This window comes from Bradyrhizobium sp. 44, assembly GCF_023073095.1.
GTDB lineage: Bacteria > Pseudomonadota > Alphaproteobacteria > Rhizobiales > Xanthobacteraceae > Bradyrhizobium.
Window position 1 is genome coordinate 83,762 of sequence record NZ_JADPIY010000020.1, and the last position, 15,133, is coordinate 98,894.

The window sequence follows — 15,133 nt, forward strand, 5'->3', positions numbered from 1 at the left end:
GCGAAGATTGATCGTCGGTACTGCGACCGATCGGAATCGAGAGATCACGCGGTATGGGTCCTGGCTTTCGCCAGGACGACGATGAAGAGACACATGTGCCGGCCTTCGCCGGGACGACCTTGGGGTCTACCCCTGTGCCCGCAGCTTCTCCGCCGCCTTCGGTGCGAAATAACTCAGCACACCGTCGGCGCCGGCGCGCTTGAAGGCGAGCAGGCTCTCCATCATGGCGCGGTCGCCGTCGAGCCAGCCGTTGTTGGCGGCGGCCGCGATCATCGCGTATTCGCCGGACACCTGGTAGGCGAAGGTCGGCATTGCGAACGTGTCCTTCACGCGGCGGACGACGTCGAGATAGGGCATGCCGGGCTTGACCATCACCATGTCGGCGCCCTCGGCGATGTCGAGCTCGACCTCGCGCAACGCCTCGTCGGTGTTGGCGCTGTCCATCTGATAGGTGCGCTTGTCTCCGGTGAGCGTCTTGGCCGAGCCGATCGCGTCGCGGAACGGGCCGTAGAAGGCGGAGGCGTATTTTGCGGCATAGGCCATGATCTGCACGTCAAGCAGGCCGGTGCGATCCAGACCCTCGCGGATCGCGGCGACGCGGCCGTCCATCATGTCGGAGGGCGCGATGATGTCGCAGCCGGCTTCGGCCTGCACCAGCGCCTGACGCACCAGCACGGCGACTGTCTCGTCGTTCAGGATCTTGCCGTCGGAGATCAGGCCGTCATGGCCGTGACTGGTGAAGGGATCGAGCGCGACGTCGCAGAGAATGCCAATCTCCGGAAACTCCTTCTTGATCGCGCGCACCGCCTGGCAGACCAGATTGTTCGGGTTGGTGGCTTCCGAGCCCTCCTCGTCGCGCAGGGACGGGTCGGTGTAGGGAAACAGCGCGAGACAGGGAATGGTGAGCTTCATCGCGCGTTCGGCGTCGCGCACGGCCTGGTCGACGCTGAGACGCTCGACGCCCGGCATCGAGGCGATCTGCTCGCGCTTGTTGTTGCCGTCGATCAGAAACAGCGGCCAGATCAGATCGTCCGTCGTGAGCACGTTCTCGCGCACCATGCGCCGTGCCCATTCGGCCTTGCGGTTGCGGCGCGGGCGCACGGTCAGATCGAGGGCAGGGGAGGCCCCAGTGCCATCCCGGCGCGAGACTTCGCGCAATTCGATCGGACGCCCGTATTTGATCGCCATCACTCTTCCTCCGGCTGGAATTATTCTTATACCAGCTCGCATGGTTCCCGTCACCGCGGGTTGACCTGTCGCAAAAGATGGCAGCCGATTGATTTTGCGGGGCAAAGCAGCCAGAAGGGGGCATGTCCGAGATCTCCACCCGCGATGTGGCCCGCGACAGTGCCAGGGACGCCGTCCGAGACAATGCCAGAGACAGCGCAATGTCGGTGGCGGCGATCTCGTCGGAGCGAGCTGAGTCCGACGACAATGTCTGGACGCGCCGGCTCGTGCTGTTCCTGCGGGTGATGGCGCTGCTCTCGATCCTCAAGGGCCTCTACCATTGGGCGCAGGTGACGGGCTTCGTCGGCGGTGAGGACGAGGCGTTCGAGAACCAGTCGATGGCCTGGCAGGCCTCGACCATCTACTTCGCCGTGATCGAACTCGTTGCCGCGGTCGGGCTGTGGCTGGCGACGCCCTGGGGCGCCGTGGTGTGGCTGACGACCGTGGTGTCGATGGCGGTGATCGAACTGATGTTCCCGGGCATCTACGGCGGCAGCCTGATTGTGGTCGGGGTCGAAGCCTTCATGCTGGCGGCCTATCTCGCACTCGCCTGGATGGCCGCACGCGAACGGCCGCCATAGCAAACTCTCGTGTCCCGGCTCTGCGCTCCGCTTCACTGTGCTGGTCCGGGACAGGAGATTGTCGCGCTTGGTTGACGGTTGGTTGCGTAAAATTCGACGTAAGTTTTCGCTAACCAGCGTGTTCCGCCACAGCTCTTACGCGGCCGTTTCGAAACGGGGCGGGGCTGTTCTGGAATGCGACAATCGGGGCGGACGGAGGGTGAACAGGACCTTGCGAGAGTCAACAGAGAGTTGCGAAAAGTGCTTGTGGCACAGGCTTAATCCGCAATTCACTGTCTTAGATTCATGATCTCTTTATTCTCTTATTTAAGCCGATCTTCAAACGAGCCCCTTAAGTTGCACCTATCAGACGGGACACAAGTTTCGTCGAATGAGTGTCGATAAAAACGACAACAGGGGAAGTGTCATGATGAAAGCCGTCGCAACTGCGGCAGATACCGCAGAGCGCGTCTCCGGCCAGCAGGGTTCGGTGCAGACGCTCTATCTGGAAGCTTTGACCCTGGTGGAGCGGCTGCATCGCCGGCTGCTCGACGTGATCAAGGACGAGTTTGATCGCCGCGGCCGTGCGGACATCAACTCGGTGCAGGCGCTGCTGCTCTACAACATCGGCGACAAGGAACTGACCGCGGGCGAACTGCGCACGCGCGGTTATTATCTCGGCTCCAACGTCTCCTACAATCTGAAGAAGCTCGTCGAGCTCGGCTTCCTCGATCATCAGCGCTCGCGCGTCGATCGCCGCTCGGTGCGCATCCGCCTGACGCCGCAGGGCCAGGAAGTCCGCCGCATCGTCGACTCGCTCTACCAGAAGCACGTCAAGACGGTGGAGCAGGTCGGTGGCATCTCGGGCGAGGAGTTCTCGACCCTCAACAAGTCGCTGCACCGCCTCGAACGGTTCTGGACCGACCAGATCCTGTATCGTCTCTGAGTTCTTTTCGACGGGACAAGGCCAAGCCGGCCCACAACAAGACCGGCAAGCCTCCCAACGTGCCTGAGCTTCCCCAAGCGCGCCGGCCCGGCTGTGTCCGGACCGGTGCGTTTTTCCATTTCGCGGTTGCGAAAAAAATCCCCGATTCCAGGGAACGAGTTCCCGGTTCGGCACTTAACTCCTCCGGATCGGAGGCTGACGATGCTAGTCGAGCGTGGCGTGGGGGTGATGAACGTGGAACTCGTGAGCGAGGCCTATGCCATCGCCGCGAACTATCTTCGCCGCTCCGGCGCGATCCGGGACACCCTCGTCACTGACGAACGCCTGCTGGAGATCCTCATCAAGCTGCTCCAGCACGGCGAATTCAACAAGATCAGGCTGGCCAACAAGGCCATCGTCAGGTTCGAGGCGCAGTCCGAGGCCAAAGCAGTTGCCTGATCTCAACTCCCAAACGCGGCAAGAACCAGAGGGTGCCATGGAAGCTGCCATCGACCGGATCATGCATACCTACGATTTGCTCGCCAACCGCACGTCTGCGGCGAGCGCGGAGGCGCGGGAAAAGGTGACTAACTACCTCAACACGTTGATGGAAGCCGGCGAGAAGGACACCCACAGGTTGACGGTTTGCGGCCTCACCTATCTGCGGCAGCTCGACGGCAGCGTGGATCCCGTGAAGGCGGGGTATACCGGGCTGTAGAGGCTGGCTCGCACCCGCGCGGCCTTTCAAGCCCAAAGCAGCCTTTCAGGACACGGACGACCGGATACCGCCCCGTCGTCCAAATCCTCCAATCCCACCATATCTTGCATAAATCACCGGTCCGACCCGCAACTACTTGGCCTGTTGCGGGCGATGTGGTAGATCGCGCTCGCCGCTTCCGATCGCCACACCAGACCCGCCCGTAGCCCGCCAAAAGGCTGCGGCGGTGGAGATATTCGCAAGATGACCTTCGCCAAAACCGCCTCCGCGCCCGATTCGTTTTTCACCGCCTCGCTCGAGCAGGCCGACCCGGAAATCGCAGCCGCCATCAAGGGCGAGCTCGGCCGCCAGCGTCACGAGGTCGAGCTGATCGCCTCCGAGAACATCGTCAGCCGTGCCGTGCTGGAAGCGCAGGGTTCGGTGATGACCAACAAATATGCGGAAGGCTATCCGGGCGCGCGCTACTACGGCGGTTGTGAGTGGGTCGACGTCGCCGAGAACCTCGCGATCGATCGCGCCAAGAAGCTGTTCGGCGCCAACTTCGCCAACGTGCAGCCGAACTCCGGCAGCCAGATGAACCAGGCGGTGTTTCTGGCGCTGCTTCAGCCCGGCGACACCTTCATGGGCCTCGATCTCGCGGCCGGCGGCCATCTCACCCACGGCTCCCCCGTCAACATGAGCGGCAAGTGGTTCAAGGCCGCGCACTACACCGTGCGCCGCGAGGACCAGATCATCGACATGGACGCCGTCGCCAAGCAGGCCGAGGAGGTCAAGCCGAAGCTGATCGTGGCCGGCGGCTCGGCCTATTCGCGCGCCTGGGACTTCAAGCGCTTCCGCGAGATCGCGGACAGCGTCGGCGCGTATCTCCTGGTCGACATGGCGCACTTCGCCGGTCTCGTCGCCGGCGGCGTGCATGCCTCGCCGGTACCGCATGCTCACATCACCACCACCACGACCCACAAATCGCTGCGCGGTCCGCGCGGCGGCCTGATGCTGTGGAATGACGAGGCGCTGACCAAGAAATTCAACTCGGCGATCTTCCCGGGCCTGCAGGGCGGCCCCCTGATGCATGTGATCGCGGCGAAGGCAGTCGCATTTGCCGAGGCACTGCGGCCGGACTTCAAGGTCTATGCCAAGAACGTCGTCGAGAACGCCAAGGCGCTGGCCGAGGCGATGAAGGGCCACGGGTTCGATATTGTCTCCGGTGGCACCGATAACCATCTGATGCTGGTTGACCTCCGGCCGAAGGGCCTGAAGGGCAACGCCTCGGAGAAGGCGCTGGTTCGCGCTGCCATCACCTGCAACAAGAACGGTATTCCTTTCGACCCCGAGTCGCCGTTTGTCACCTCCGGTATTCGGCTGGGCACGCCTGCGGCAACCACCCGCGGCTTCGGAGTCGCTGAATTCCAGCAGGTCGCCGGTATGATCGCCGAGGTCCTCAACGCGATCGCGCAGTCCTCCGACGGCAAGGCGCCGCTGGTGGAAGCCGCGATCAAGGAACGGGTCAAGGCGCTCACCGACCGTTTCCCGATCTATCAGTAAGGTCCAAGAAAACCGGTCAAGGTCAACGGATGCGCTGCCCGAACTGCAACAGTCTCGATACGCAGGTGAAGGACTCGCGTCCGACCGAGGACTCTTCCGTGATCCGCAGGCGACGCGTGTGCGTCGCCTGCAATTTCCGCTTCACCACCTTCGAGCGCGTGCAGCTGCGCGAGCTCACGGTGATCAAGCGCAACGGCCGCCGCGTGCCGTTCGACCGCGACAAGCTGATGCGCTCGGTGTCGATCAGCTTGCGCAAGCGGCAGGTCGAGCCGGAGCGGGTGGAGAAGATGGTCTCCACCATCGTGCGCGAGCTCGAGACCGGGGGCGAGGCTGAAATCTCCTCCGAAGTGATCGGCGAGACCGTGATGGAGCATCTGCGCACGCTCGACGATGTCGCCTATGTCCGCTTTGCCTCGGTCTACCGCAATTTCCGCGAGGCCAAGGATTTCGCCGATGTACTTGGCGAGCTCTCCGGTGAGGAGGAAGCGCGGCTCGCCGCGATCCGCAAATGATCTTCCGCATCCTGGAGGATCAATTCGCGCAGAAGGCGCGCGAGTCCAGGGATGCCGACCGGCGCTTCATGGAGCTTGCGCTGGCGCTCGGCAGGCGCGGGCAGGGACGTACCTGGCCCAATCCCGCCGTCGGTGCCGTCATCGTCAAGGACGGCGTGATCGTCGGCCGCGGCTGGACCCAACCAAGCGGGCGGCCGCATGGCGAGCCGGAAGCGCTGCGGCGTGCCGGCGAGGCCGCGCGCGGCGCCACGCTCTATGTCACGCTGGAGCCATGCTCGCATTTCGGCAAATCGCCACCGTGCGCCGACGCCGTGATCGCCGCCGGCATCAAGCGTGTGGTGGCCGCGATCGAGGATCCCAATCCGGAAGTCGCCGGTAAAGGTCATGCGCGCCTGCGCGCCGCCGGCATCATGGTGGATGTGGGTCTGTGCGCGCGCGAAGCCGCCTTCGATCATGCCGGGCATTTCCGTCGCATCAGGGATCAGCGCCCACATGTGATCCTGAAGCTTGCGGTCTCGCCTGACGGCAAGATCGGCGCGGCTGGGGGCAAGCCGGTCGCGATCACCGGCGCGGCAGCGCGCAACCGGGTGCATCTCCTGCGCGCGCAAAGCGACGCCGTCCTGGTCGGCATCGGCACGGTGCTGGCGGACGATCCGCAGCTCGACTGCCGCCTGCCGGGCATGGCAGCGCGCTCACCGGTGCGCGTGGTGCTCGATCAGAGCCTGCGCATTCCCGGCGCGAGCAAGCTCGTGGGCTCCGCGCGCGAGATTCCGCTGTGGGTGATGGGTTCTGAACTCGCGGAGGCCGCGGCCGCCACTCGGCTCGGTGCTGCCGGCGCGCAGGTGATCCGCGTGCCGCCCGGCAACGCCTCGGGACTCGATCTTGCGGCAGTGCTGCATGCATTGGCCGGGAAGGGCATCACGCGGCTGATGGTCGAGGGCGGCAGCCGCGTTGCGGCGTCCTTCATCGCCGCTGACCTCGTTGACGAAATATGGCTGTTCCGCGGCGCGGATGCGGTGGGCGCTGACGGGGTGGATGCGCTCGCTGCATTGCCCCTGTCGAAAATCACGCAGTCGCAGGCCTATAAGGTTCATGCTAGCGAGACCTTCGACAAGGATACTCTCACCATCTACGAGCGCGCGTAATGTTCACCGGCATTGTCACTGATATCGGCGAGATCGTCGGCTTCACGCCGACAGCGCGGGGCCAGTTGCACCGGCTGCGCATCGCCTGCCGCTACGACCAGACCACCATTGCGGACGGCGCCTCGATCGCCTGCAATGGCGTCTGCCTGACGGTGGTTGCTTCTGGTGTCGAAGGCGGCAAGGACTCTGCTCAGAGGACCTGGTTCGACGTCGATGCCGCGGCCGAGACGCTGGCGCTGACGACCGCCAAGCACTGGAGGGTCGGCACCAGGCTCAATCTCGAGCGTGCGCTCAAGATCGGCGACGAGCTTGGCGGGCATATCGTCGCCGGCCATGCCGATGGCATCGCGACCCTCGTCGGCCGCGAGGACCTGCCCGAGATGGCGCGGTTCGAGCTTTCCACGACGCGGGAGCTGGCGCGGTTCATCGCGACCAAGGGCTCGATCACGCTCGACGGCGTCTCGCTGACGGTTAATACGGTGAAGGACGTGACCTTTTCCGTGCTGATCATCCCGCACACCCTGACGGTCACGGCGATCGGCGGCTGGAAGGCGGGAGATGAGGTCAATATCGAGGTCGATCTGATGGCCCGCTACGCGGCGCGGCTGACGGAAATGAAGTGACGGCGTCTTTGAACTTGGCTTACCCGCTGGTGGCGACTACATAGCGCGAACCCCTGTGGAACGGATTTGACGATGGCAGACGCGCGGCGCGCACCCCTGAAGGACCAGACCGACATCTCCGGCGCACGCGCGCTGATTGTCGAGGCACGGTTCTATGATGATCTCCAGGACGCGATGCTCGAAGGCGCGGTGGCCGAGCTGAAGGCGGCCGGTCTGACCCACGACGTCATCACGGTTCCCGGCGCACTGGAGATTCCTGCGGCGATCGCCATCGCGGTTGATGCCGCGGCCGCCAATGGCAAGCCCTACGACGCCGCGATCGCGCTCGGCTGCGTGATCCGTGGCGACACCATCCATTTCGAGATCGTTTCACAGGAATCCTCCCGCGCGCTGATGGACTTGGCGGTGGCGCGCAAGCTGCCGCTCGGCAACGGCATCCTCACCGTCAACACCGAGGCGCAGGCCTGGGCGCGGGCGCGTGCCAGCGAGTTGAACAAGGGCGGCGATGCCGCGCGGGCCGCGATTGCTATGCTGCGCATAAAGCGCCGGCTGGCGCGGGCTTAATCATGGCCGATAACAGCAAGAAGCCGCCGTCTGGCACGGAGAAGAAGGCGAACCGGCGCGGTGCGGCGCGGCTCGCAGCCGTGCAGGCGCTGTACCAGATGGATATCGGCGGTGCCGGCATCAACGACATTTTTGCGGAGTTCGAGAGCCACTGGCTCGGCAACGAGGTCGAGGGCGACACTTATCTCCCGGCGGAAGCGGCGTTCTTCCGCGACGTCGTCTCCGGCGTCGTGCGCGACCAGAAGAAGCTCGATCCGCTGATCGACGAGGCGCTGTCGAAGGGCTGGCCGTTGAAGCGCATCGAAGCGATCCTGCGCGCGGTGCTGCGGGCAGGGGCCTACGAATTGGAACACCGCAAGGACGTGCCGGGCCGCGTCGTCGTGTCCGAATATGTCGACGTCGCCAATGCCTTCGTCGACCGCGAGGAGACCGGCATGGTCAACGCGGTGCTCGACCAGATCGGCCGCCAGTTTCGCGGTGACGAGTTCGGACGGGGATAGCCATGGGATCGTCATTGCGAGGAGCGTAGCGACGAAGCAGTCCAGACTGTATCTCCGGAGGCAGTCTGGATTGCTTCGCTTCGCTCGCAATCGGCGGGGAGATTACGGATCGAGCTAATGACCAGCCCGCACAACCCCTCCGCCGAAGACTCCCTCATCGCGCACTATTTCAAGCCGCTGGCGACTGATCCCGGCGCGTTGGGGCTGGTCGACGATGCCGCCATCCTGCAGGCGCTCGGCAGCGACATCGTCGTCACCACCGACGCGGTGGTGGAGGGTGTGCATTATCTTGCCAGCGATCCGCCCGATACAATCGCGCGCAAGGCGCTGCGGGTGAACCTGTCCGATCTCGCTGCCAAGGGCGCCGTGCCGGCCGGCTTCGTGCTGACACTGGCGCTGCGCAGCAGGGAAGACGCCTGGCTCAGGCCGTTTGCGGACGCGCTCGGCGAGGATGCGAAAACCTTCGCTTGTCCACTGCTCGGCGGCGATACGGTGTCGACGCCGGGGCCGCAGATGATCTCGATCACCGCCTTTGGCCGCGTGCCGCAGGGGCGGATGGTCGGCCGCGCCGGCGCCCAGCCGGGCGACCGTATTCTGGTGACGGGGACGATCGGCGACGCCGCGCTTGGCCTCGATGTGCTCAAGGGCGGCGCGGTGGCGAATGCGCTGGCCTCCGATCCGCACGCGCGCGAGACGCTGATCTCGCGCTATCGCGTGCCGCAGCCGCGCAATGCTCTCGCGCACGGCGTGCGTGACCATGCAACGGCTGCCATGGATGTCTCCGACGGGCTTGCAGGAGACCTGACCAAGCTCTGTGCGGCGTCAGGCGTCTCGGCCACGATCGAGGTGACCAGCGTGCCGCTCTCGGTCGCTGCCGCCGGCCTGATCGCGGGCAACGTCGTTTCCGTTGAGACGCTGCTGGCCGGGGGGGACGATTACGAGGTGCTGTGCACCGTTCCGCCGGCGCAAGGCGACGCACTGATTGCCTTGGGGCGGGCGGCCGGCCTTGCCGTCACGGCCATCGGCACGATCGTCGCGGGCCATGAGCGGCCGCGCTTCCTGGACGGGCAGGGCCAGCAGCTGGTCTTGAAGCGACTGTCCTACAGCCACTTCTAGGAATTGCTCCAAACCGGCGTCCGGGCTGCCAAGACTGGCTAAATACCTGCCGAGATCGGCTTTTCGGGCTTATCTGGCGTTGCACCCTCAATTTGATTTTGGCAAGGTCGTGACCGACTAGGGCCGCGCCTTCGGGCAAGGGGCGGCCCTTTTCAAATCAAGGCGCCGCACCGCACGACGGAAAAACAAAAGGCGCCGGGGGTACGTTCATCAAGGATCTGAGGCAAAAAATCACATGACAGCATTATGGTTGATTGTGCTCTGCGGAGTGCTTTCCGTCGTCTACGCGATCTGGGCGACGTCTTCGGTGTTGAGCGCGGATGCGGGGTCTCCGCGCATGCAGGAAATCGCGGCGGCGGTGGCCGAGGGCGCGCAGGCCTATCTCAAGCGACAGTACATGACGATCGGCATGGTCGGCGTCGTGATTTTCGCCCTGCTGGCCTACTTCCTCGGCATGCTGGTTGCGATCGGCTTCCTGATCGGTGCGGTGTTGTCGGGCGCGGCGGGCTTCATCGGTATGAACGTCTCGGTTCGCGCCAATGTGCGCACCGCGCAGGCGGCGACGACGTCGCTTGCCGGCGGCCTCGAGCTCGCCTTCAAGGCGGGCGCCATCACCGGCATGCTAGTCGCGGGTCTCGCACTGCTCGGCGTTACCATCTATTTCGCCTATCTCACGCACGGCATGGGGCTGAAGGCCAACGACCGTGTCGTCGTCGATGCGCTGGTGGCGCTCGGCTTCGGCGCCTCGCTGATCTCGATCTTCGCCCGTCTCGGCGGCGGCATCTTCACCAAGGGTGCTGACGTCGGCGGCGATCTCGTCGGAAAGGTCGAGGCCGGCATTCCTGAGGACGATCCGCGCAACCCGGCGACCATCGCCGACAACGTCGGTGACAATGTCGGTGACTGCGCCGGCATGGCGGCCGACCTGTTTGAGACCTATGCGGTGACTGCGGTCGCCACCATGGTGCTCGCCGCGATCTTCTTCGCGACCTCGCCGCTGCTGGTGAACATGATGACCCTGCCGCTCGCCATTGGCGGCGTCTGCATCATCACCTCGATCATCGGCACCTTCTTCGTCAAGCTCGGCGCCAGCCAGTCGATCATGGGTGCGCTCTACAAGGGCCTGATCGCGACCGGCGTGCTGTCGATCGTGGGCGTTGCCGGCGTCATCTACTGGCTGATCGGTTTCGGCCCGCTGGAAGGCGTGAAGTATACCGGCATGGCGCTGTTCGAGTGCGGCGTCGTCGGCCTCGTCGTTACCGGGCTGATCATCGTGATCACCGAATACTATACCGGCACCGATTATCGCCCGGTCAAGTCGATCGCGGCGTCGTCGGTTACCGGTCACGGCACCAACGTGATCCAGGGCCTGGCGATCTCGATGGAATCCACCGCTGGTCCGGCGCTGGTGATCATCGCCGGCATTCTCGTCACTTACAGCCTTGCCGGCTTGTTCGGCATTGCGATTGCGACCGCCACCATGCTGGCGCTGGCTGGCATGGTCGTGGCGCTCGACGCTTTCGGCCCCGTCACCGACAATGCCGGCGGCATAGCCGAAATGGCCGGTCTTCCGAAGGAAGTCCGCAAGTCGACCGACGCGCTCGACGCGGTCGGCAACACCACCAAGGCGGTCACCAAGGGCTATGCGATCGGCTCCGCCGGTCTCGGCGCGCTGGTGCTGTTCGCGGCTTACAATGAAGACCTCAAATTCTTCATCGCCAACGCCGCGAAATATCCGTACTTCCAGGGCGTACTGCCCGACTTCTCGCTCAACAATCCTTACGTCGTCGTCGGCCTCTTGTTCGGCGGCCTGCTGCCGTATCTGTTCGGCGCGATGGGCATGACCGCCGTGGGCCGTGCGGCCAGCGCGATCGTCGAGGAAGTGCGGCGCCAGTTCCGCGAGAAGCCCGGCATCATGCAGGGCACGGACAAGCCGGACTACGGCAGGGCCGTCGACCTGCTGACCAAGGCGGCGATCAAAGAAATGATCATTCCGTCGCTGCTGCCGGTGCTGTCGCCGATCTTCGTCTATTTCGTGATCTACGCGATCGCAGGTGGCGGTGCCGTCGGCAAGTCGGCCGCGTTCTCCGCCGTCGGCGCCATGCTGCTCGGCGTGATTGTGACGGGCCTGTTCGTCGCAATCTCCATGACCTCGGGCGGCGGTGCCTGGGACAACGCCAAGAAGTACATCGAGGACGGCCATTACGGCGGCAAGGGCAGTGATGCCCACAAGGCGGCCGTGACCGGTGACACCGTCGGCGATCCCTACAAGGACACGGCAGGTCCCGCGGTGAACCCGATGATCAAGATCACGAACATCGTGGCGCTGCTGCTGCTGGCGATCCTCGCGCACTGAACCAGAGGCAGCTTTCCTGCGACAAACCCGCGGTGCAAACCGCGGGTTTTTGTTATCCGCTTTGCGGGAGCGTCGCCATGAAGTTCGAGACGACCAGATGTATCCGGTGCGGCTGCGACATGTTGGCGGCCGACAGTGTTTGTCCAACTTGCGGCAAGACGCAAAGGGGCTCCCGGCAATCCGGGCCTCGCACAATGTTGGCAGTCGCGCTGGCGGCGGCCGTCCTCTTAGCCTTCAACTGGTTCAAATCCCCAGCGCCACAAGCGGGGCCTACTGCACGTCCATCTGCAGCCCTTCCTTCTGGATGATGCCGGCGAACTTCTTCGTCTCGGCGTCCACGAAGGCGGCAAACTGGTCGGGCGTGCCGTAGTCGGCGCGGGCGCCCATGGCCACGATGTTCTTCTTGATGTCGTCGCGCTCGAGCATCGCCTTCACTTGAAGGTTGAGCGCTTCGACAACGGCGGGCTGCACACCCTTCGGCAGGAACACCGAGAACCACGACGAGACGTCGAAAGCCGCAAGCTCCGGCGCGCTCTCGCGCATGGTCGGCAGGTTCGGCGCAAGGTCGCTACGCTCGGTCGTGGTGACGCAGAGGCCGGTGAGGGTGCCGTTCTGCACCTGCGGCAGGCTCGGATAGAGATTGTCGAACAGGATCTGGATGTCGCCGGCGAGCGCCGCCTGGAGCGCGGGACCGGCGCCGCGGAACGGGATATGCGTCATCTTCAGGCCGGTGAGCTGCAGGAACCAGGCGCCTGTGAGGTGAGGGCTCTGGCCGACGCCGGAGGAGGCGTAGCTGAGCTTGTCCGGATTGGCCTTGAGATAGGCGACCAGCTCGGCGATCGACTTGATGCCGGTCTTGGGATGAGCCGAGACGATGTTCGGGATCCGGATCATGTTGGAGACAGGCTGGAGCTGGTCCGGCTTGTAGGTGAGGTTCTTGAAGATGCTGTAGGCGATCGCGTTCGGACCGGGATTGCCGATCAGGATGGTGTGGCCGTCCGGCTTGGCGCGGACCACCTCGGCCGTGCCGATCGTGCCGCCGCCGCCGGAACGGTTTTCCACCACGGCCGATTGGCCCCAAGCCGTCTGCAGATGCGCGGCAAGGAGCCGACCCATCACGTCGGTCGAGCCGCCGGCGGCAGCCGGCACGACGAGGCGGACGTTTTCGGTGGGCTTCCAGTCCGCCAGACTCGATCGCGGCAGGATCGCTGCGGCCGAGAGGGCGGCAGCACCGGTGAGCACGCGACGGCGGGACAGCAATTGTTTGGGCACGAATCCACTCCCTGCATCTTGTTTTGCAGGGAGCGTATGGAACAGGACGCGCAACAGCAAGCCGCACGAAGCCGCAGGCTGAAGGCTCAGTTAAAGCTGAGCAGCTTGAAGATCGGCGTGAGGTAGCTCATCTCCTGGCCCGACGTCGGCGTGGTGCGGCTGATGAAGTCGAAGATCTTGCCGTCCTGCAGGCCGTAATTCGCAAGCCGGCGCACGCGCCGGTTCTTGTCGAAATAGACCGCGATGACGCGCTGATCGACCACCCTCTGATTCATGAAGGCGACCATGCGCTCCGAGCGCTGCGAGATGTAATAGAACACCTCGCCGTCGAGGGTTGCGACGGTGGAGGGGGTGCCCATCACGATCAGCACCTGGTCCTGGCTCGCGCCAATCGGGATCTGCTCCAGCGCGTTGGGCGGCAGGATGTAACCCTTCTGGAACTGCTCGCCGGTGCAGCCCGCAAGCGCAGCCCCAACCAGGGCCGCGGCCGCGAACAGGCGCAAGCCGCGCCAACGTGCTTGAAGGCCGCGCCGCTTGTCTGCACGCAGGCTGGTCTGGTTCGTTATCGTCATAGCGGAACTGATTCCGTCCCCTTGCGTCGCGCGAGGCGCTGAAGTACCGGGCGGAGGCTCTGAATGCAACACGCGCGCGCCCGCTTGCGGAAACCACAATGCTTTGGCCGTTCAATCACTTCAGGAAACCCCGCCTAGCCTCGCCGGGCACCATTGAAGCCATCTATGGCATGATCGTGACGCAGGCGCGAGAACCCATATTTTACCGAGACTTGGGCGTGCCGGATAGCGTTAACGGGCGTTTCGATCTGTTGCTGCTGCACCTCTGGCTGCTGCTGCGCCGTCTGCGCACGGTTCAGGGCGCCACCGAGCTGTCGCAGGCGCTGTTCGACCGCTTCTGCGAGGATATGGACGACAATCTGCGCGAGATGGGGATAGGCGACCAGACCGTGCCGAAGCGGATGCGGGCCTTCGGCGAGGCATTTTACGGCCGGGTCCAGGCCTACGATCAGGCCATGGAAAGCGGAGGCGAGGCGCTGGCATCGGCGATCTGCAAGAATATCTTGAATGGGGCCGGCATGGACCAGGCGCAGCGGCTCGCGGCCTATGCCAGGGCTGCCGAGGCCGACCTCGGCCGGACCGGCGAGGCCGCATTGTTGGCCGCGTCTTTCAAGTTTCCCCCAGCGCTCCCTGAGGATGTCACGCCATGAGCCGACCGATTACCGCATCCGGGCCCGATCCCTGGCAGGTGCCCGTCATCGTTGCACAGATCCCGGACACCGGCCTGCATCGCAAGCTCGAGGCCTCGGCCGCCGAGCGGCAGGCCATGGCTGAGACGGCAGGCTTGCGCGAGGTTGTTTCGGTCCGGGCGGATTTCGATGTCGTGCCGAAAAGCGGCAACCAGATCCAGGTCACGGGGCACGTCCGCGCCCGGATCGGCCAGACCTGTGTGGTCACGCTTGACCCGATGGAGAGCGAGATCGACGAGGAGGTGGACCTGATATTTGCCCCCGAGGCCGAAGTCCGCCGCCTGGCCGAGCTGATGGAGGAGGTGCACGACGATCGGGAGCAGGTCGCCGACCCCCCGGAGGCGATCGTCAATGGCATCATCGACCTCGGCCGGCTCGCCACCGACGCCCTATTCCTGGCGGTGGATCCCTATCCGCGGAAGCCGGGGGTGGTGTTTGAGCCCGAGGTCACCGCCCCCGATCCGGAGGATCATCCCTTTGCGGTGCTGAAGGCGCTCCAGGACAAGAAGAAAGACCAATAGGCGCCGTCTTTCCCAGAGGACCGCTTTGCTACGGGGCGCGAGGTGTTTGCGATCGTGGTTTGAAAGGTCGAATTATCTGTTTGATTTTGATGTACTTCTTGTGAATTCGGCCGTCTGCGGCCGGATCGTCCCGAATGCAAAAGGCTGGGGGCAAGAGGTTGTTTCGGGATAACAAAACGCTATTGTCGCGCCCCGGTCCGGGTGCAGCGTGGCGCTTGACCGACCGCCATGTTCGTGGCGAACCCATTTGCGGCCCCGCTCGTTCAAGACCGCACCAGACCAGGTTTCCAG

Annotated in this window: 17 protein-coding genes; 14 read left to right on the forward strand and 3 right to left on the reverse strand. The window is 64.4% G+C overall.

The genetic code is table 11. The features are described 5' to 3' along the window. Positions 1–126: 126 nt before the first annotated feature. Entirely contained in the window at positions 127–1,188 is a 1,062-nt protein-coding gene (gene hemB, locus IVB41_RS22570; RefSeq protein WP_247289350.1) for a porphobilinogen synthase, read from the reverse strand. Between the two features lie 122 nt (positions 1,189–1,310). Between hemB and IVB41_RS22575 the strand changes: the two genes are divergently transcribed. The 12 genes from IVB41_RS22575 (at position 1,311) to IVB41_RS22630 (ending at position 11,788) form a co-directional block, all read left to right on the forward strand. Then, entirely contained in the window at positions 1,311–1,808 is a 498-nt protein-coding gene (locus IVB41_RS22575) for a DUF6163 family protein (RefSeq protein ID WP_247435085.1), read from the forward strand. Between the two features lie 406 nt (positions 1,809–2,214). After that, the gene (gene ldtR / locus IVB41_RS22580) at positions 2,215–2,733 is read left to right on the forward strand and encodes a transcriptional regulator LdtR (RefSeq protein WP_007603420.1); all 519 of its coding nucleotides are present in this window, start codon (positions 2,215–2,217) and stop codon (positions 2,731–2,733) included. Positions 2,734–2,934: 201 nt separating this feature from the next. Beyond that, positions 2,935–3,171, forward strand: a complete 237-nt coding sequence (locus IVB41_RS22585) for a hypothetical protein (protein ID WP_247435088.1) — start codon at positions 2,935–2,937, stop codon at positions 3,169–3,171. A 37-nt stretch (positions 3,172–3,208) separates the two neighbouring features. Beyond that, on the forward strand, positions 3,209–3,430 hold the full coding sequence (locus IVB41_RS22590; RefSeq protein WP_007603423.1) for a hypothetical protein: 222 nt from the start codon (positions 3,209–3,211) through the stop codon (positions 3,428–3,430). Positions 3,431–3,673: 243 nt separating this feature from the next. Beyond that, the gene (glyA, locus tag IVB41_RS22595; RefSeq protein WP_247289354.1) at positions 3,674–4,972 is read left to right on the forward strand and encodes a serine hydroxymethyltransferase; all 1,299 of its coding nucleotides are present in this window, start codon (positions 3,674–3,676) and stop codon (positions 4,970–4,972) included. A 29-nt stretch (positions 4,973–5,001) separates the two neighbouring features. Next, positions 5,002–5,484, forward strand: a complete 483-nt coding sequence (nrdR, locus tag IVB41_RS22600; RefSeq protein ID WP_007603426.1) for a transcriptional regulator NrdR — start codon at positions 5,002–5,004, stop codon at positions 5,482–5,484. Next, the gene (ribD, locus tag IVB41_RS22605; protein ID WP_247435092.1) at positions 5,481–6,629 is read left to right on the forward strand and encodes a bifunctional diaminohydroxyphosphoribosylaminopyrimidine deaminase/5-amino-6-(5-phosphoribosylamino)uracil reductase RibD; all 1,149 of its coding nucleotides are present in this window, start codon (positions 5,481–5,483) and stop codon (positions 6,627–6,629) included. Before nrdR ends, ribD begins: the two co-directional genes overlap by 4 nt. Beyond that, on the forward strand, positions 6,629–7,252 hold the full coding sequence (locus IVB41_RS22610) for a riboflavin synthase (protein WP_247435095.1): 624 nt from the start codon (positions 6,629–6,631) through the stop codon (positions 7,250–7,252). Before ribD ends, IVB41_RS22610 begins: the two co-directional genes overlap by 1 nt. A gap of 72 nt (positions 7,253–7,324) precedes the next feature. Further along, positions 7,325–7,816: a 6,7-dimethyl-8-ribityllumazine synthase gene (ribH, locus tag IVB41_RS22615; protein ID WP_007611095.1), complete on the forward strand. Its 492-nt coding sequence runs from the start codon at positions 7,325–7,327 to the stop codon at positions 7,814–7,816. A gap of 2 nt (positions 7,817–7,818) precedes the next feature. Then, positions 7,819–8,316, forward strand: a complete 498-nt coding sequence (gene nusB, locus IVB41_RS22620) for a transcription antitermination factor NusB (RefSeq protein WP_247435098.1) — start codon at positions 7,819–7,821, stop codon at positions 8,314–8,316. Positions 8,317–8,433: 117 nt separating this feature from the next. Beyond that, entirely contained in the window at positions 8,434–9,432 is a 999-nt protein-coding gene (thiL, locus tag IVB41_RS22625) for a thiamine-phosphate kinase (RefSeq protein ID WP_247435101.1), read from the forward strand. A gap of 235 nt (positions 9,433–9,667) precedes the next feature. Continuing rightward, positions 9,668–11,788, forward strand: a complete 2,121-nt coding sequence (locus IVB41_RS22630) for a sodium-translocating pyrophosphatase (RefSeq protein WP_027567258.1) — start codon at positions 9,668–9,670, stop codon at positions 11,786–11,788. A 270-nt stretch (positions 11,789–12,058) separates the two neighbouring features. Here the strand turns inward: IVB41_RS22630 and IVB41_RS22635 are convergent, their stop codons facing one another. Next, a complete protein-coding gene (locus IVB41_RS22635) occupies positions 12,059–13,060 on the reverse strand; it encodes a tripartite tricarboxylate transporter substrate binding protein (protein ID WP_027567257.1) in 1,002 nt (333 codons plus the stop codon). Between the two features lie 86 nt (positions 13,061–13,146). After that, positions 13,147–13,632: an outer membrane protein assembly factor BamE gene (locus IVB41_RS22640; protein WP_247435105.1), complete on the reverse strand. Its 486-nt coding sequence runs from the start codon at positions 13,630–13,632 to the stop codon at positions 13,147–13,149. A 98-nt stretch (positions 13,633–13,730) separates the two neighbouring features. Between IVB41_RS22640 and IVB41_RS22645 the strand changes: the two genes are divergently transcribed. Both IVB41_RS22645 and IVB41_RS22650 read left to right on the forward strand, forming a co-directional pair. Further along, positions 13,731–14,282 (forward strand): ubiquinol-cytochrome C chaperone family protein, encoded by a 552-nt coding sequence (locus IVB41_RS22645; protein ID WP_247289363.1) that lies wholly within the window; start codon positions 13,731–13,733, stop codon positions 14,280–14,282. Next, positions 14,279–14,842 carry a DUF177 domain-containing protein gene (locus tag IVB41_RS22650; protein WP_247435108.1) on the forward strand — a complete coding sequence of 188 codons (564 nt, stop codon included), beginning with the start codon at positions 14,279–14,281 and terminating at the stop codon, positions 14,840–14,842. Before IVB41_RS22645 ends, IVB41_RS22650 begins: the two co-directional genes overlap by 4 nt. The last annotated feature ends 291 nt before the right edge of the window (positions 14,843–15,133 follow it).

What these genes read in the sequence shown, in the direction of transcription:
- hemB (WP_247289350.1), bottom strand. Translation starts at nt 1,188, where the DNA reads ATGGCGATCAAATACGGGCGTCCGATCGAATTGCGCGAAGTCTCGCGC.
- IVB41_RS22575 (WP_247435085.1), top strand. Translation starts at nt 1,311, where the DNA reads ATGTCCGAGATCTCCACCCGCGATGTGGCCCGCGACAGTGCCAGGGAC.
- ldtR (WP_007603420.1), top strand. Translation starts at nt 2,215, where the DNA reads ATGATGAAAGCCGTCGCAACTGCGGCAGATACCGCAGAGCGCGTCTCC.
- IVB41_RS22585 (WP_247435088.1), top strand. Translation starts at nt 2,935, where the DNA reads ATGCTAGTCGAGCGTGGCGTGGGGGTGATGAACGTGGAACTCGTGAGC.
- IVB41_RS22590 (WP_007603423.1), top strand. Translation starts at nt 3,209, where the DNA reads ATGGAAGCTGCCATCGACCGGATCATGCATACCTACGATTTGCTCGCC.
- glyA (WP_247289354.1), top strand. Translation starts at nt 3,674, where the DNA reads ATGACCTTCGCCAAAACCGCCTCCGCGCCCGATTCGTTTTTCACCGCC.
- nrdR (WP_007603426.1), top strand. Translation starts at nt 5,002, where the DNA reads ATGCGCTGCCCGAACTGCAACAGTCTCGATACGCAGGTGAAGGACTCG.
- ribD (WP_247435092.1), top strand. Translation starts at nt 5,481, where the DNA reads ATGATCTTCCGCATCCTGGAGGATCAATTCGCGCAGAAGGCGCGCGAG.
- IVB41_RS22610 (WP_247435095.1), top strand. Translation starts at nt 6,629, where the DNA reads ATGTTCACCGGCATTGTCACTGATATCGGCGAGATCGTCGGCTTCACG.
- ribH (WP_007611095.1), top strand. Translation starts at nt 7,325, where the DNA reads ATGGCAGACGCGCGGCGCGCACCCCTGAAGGACCAGACCGACATCTCC.
- nusB (WP_247435098.1), top strand. Translation starts at nt 7,819, where the DNA reads ATGGCCGATAACAGCAAGAAGCCGCCGTCTGGCACGGAGAAGAAGGCG.
- thiL (WP_247435101.1), top strand. Translation starts at nt 8,434, where the DNA reads ATGACCAGCCCGCACAACCCCTCCGCCGAAGACTCCCTCATCGCGCAC.
- IVB41_RS22630 (WP_027567258.1), top strand. Translation starts at nt 9,668, where the DNA reads ATGACAGCATTATGGTTGATTGTGCTCTGCGGAGTGCTTTCCGTCGTC.
- IVB41_RS22640 (WP_247435105.1), bottom strand. Translation starts at nt 13,632, where the DNA reads ATGACGATAACGAACCAGACCAGCCTGCGTGCAGACAAGCGGCGCGGC.
- IVB41_RS22645 (WP_247289363.1), top strand. Translation starts at nt 13,731, where the DNA reads ATGCTTTGGCCGTTCAATCACTTCAGGAAACCCCGCCTAGCCTCGCCG.
- IVB41_RS22650 (WP_247435108.1), top strand. Translation starts at nt 14,279, where the DNA reads ATGAGCCGACCGATTACCGCATCCGGGCCCGATCCCTGGCAGGTGCCC.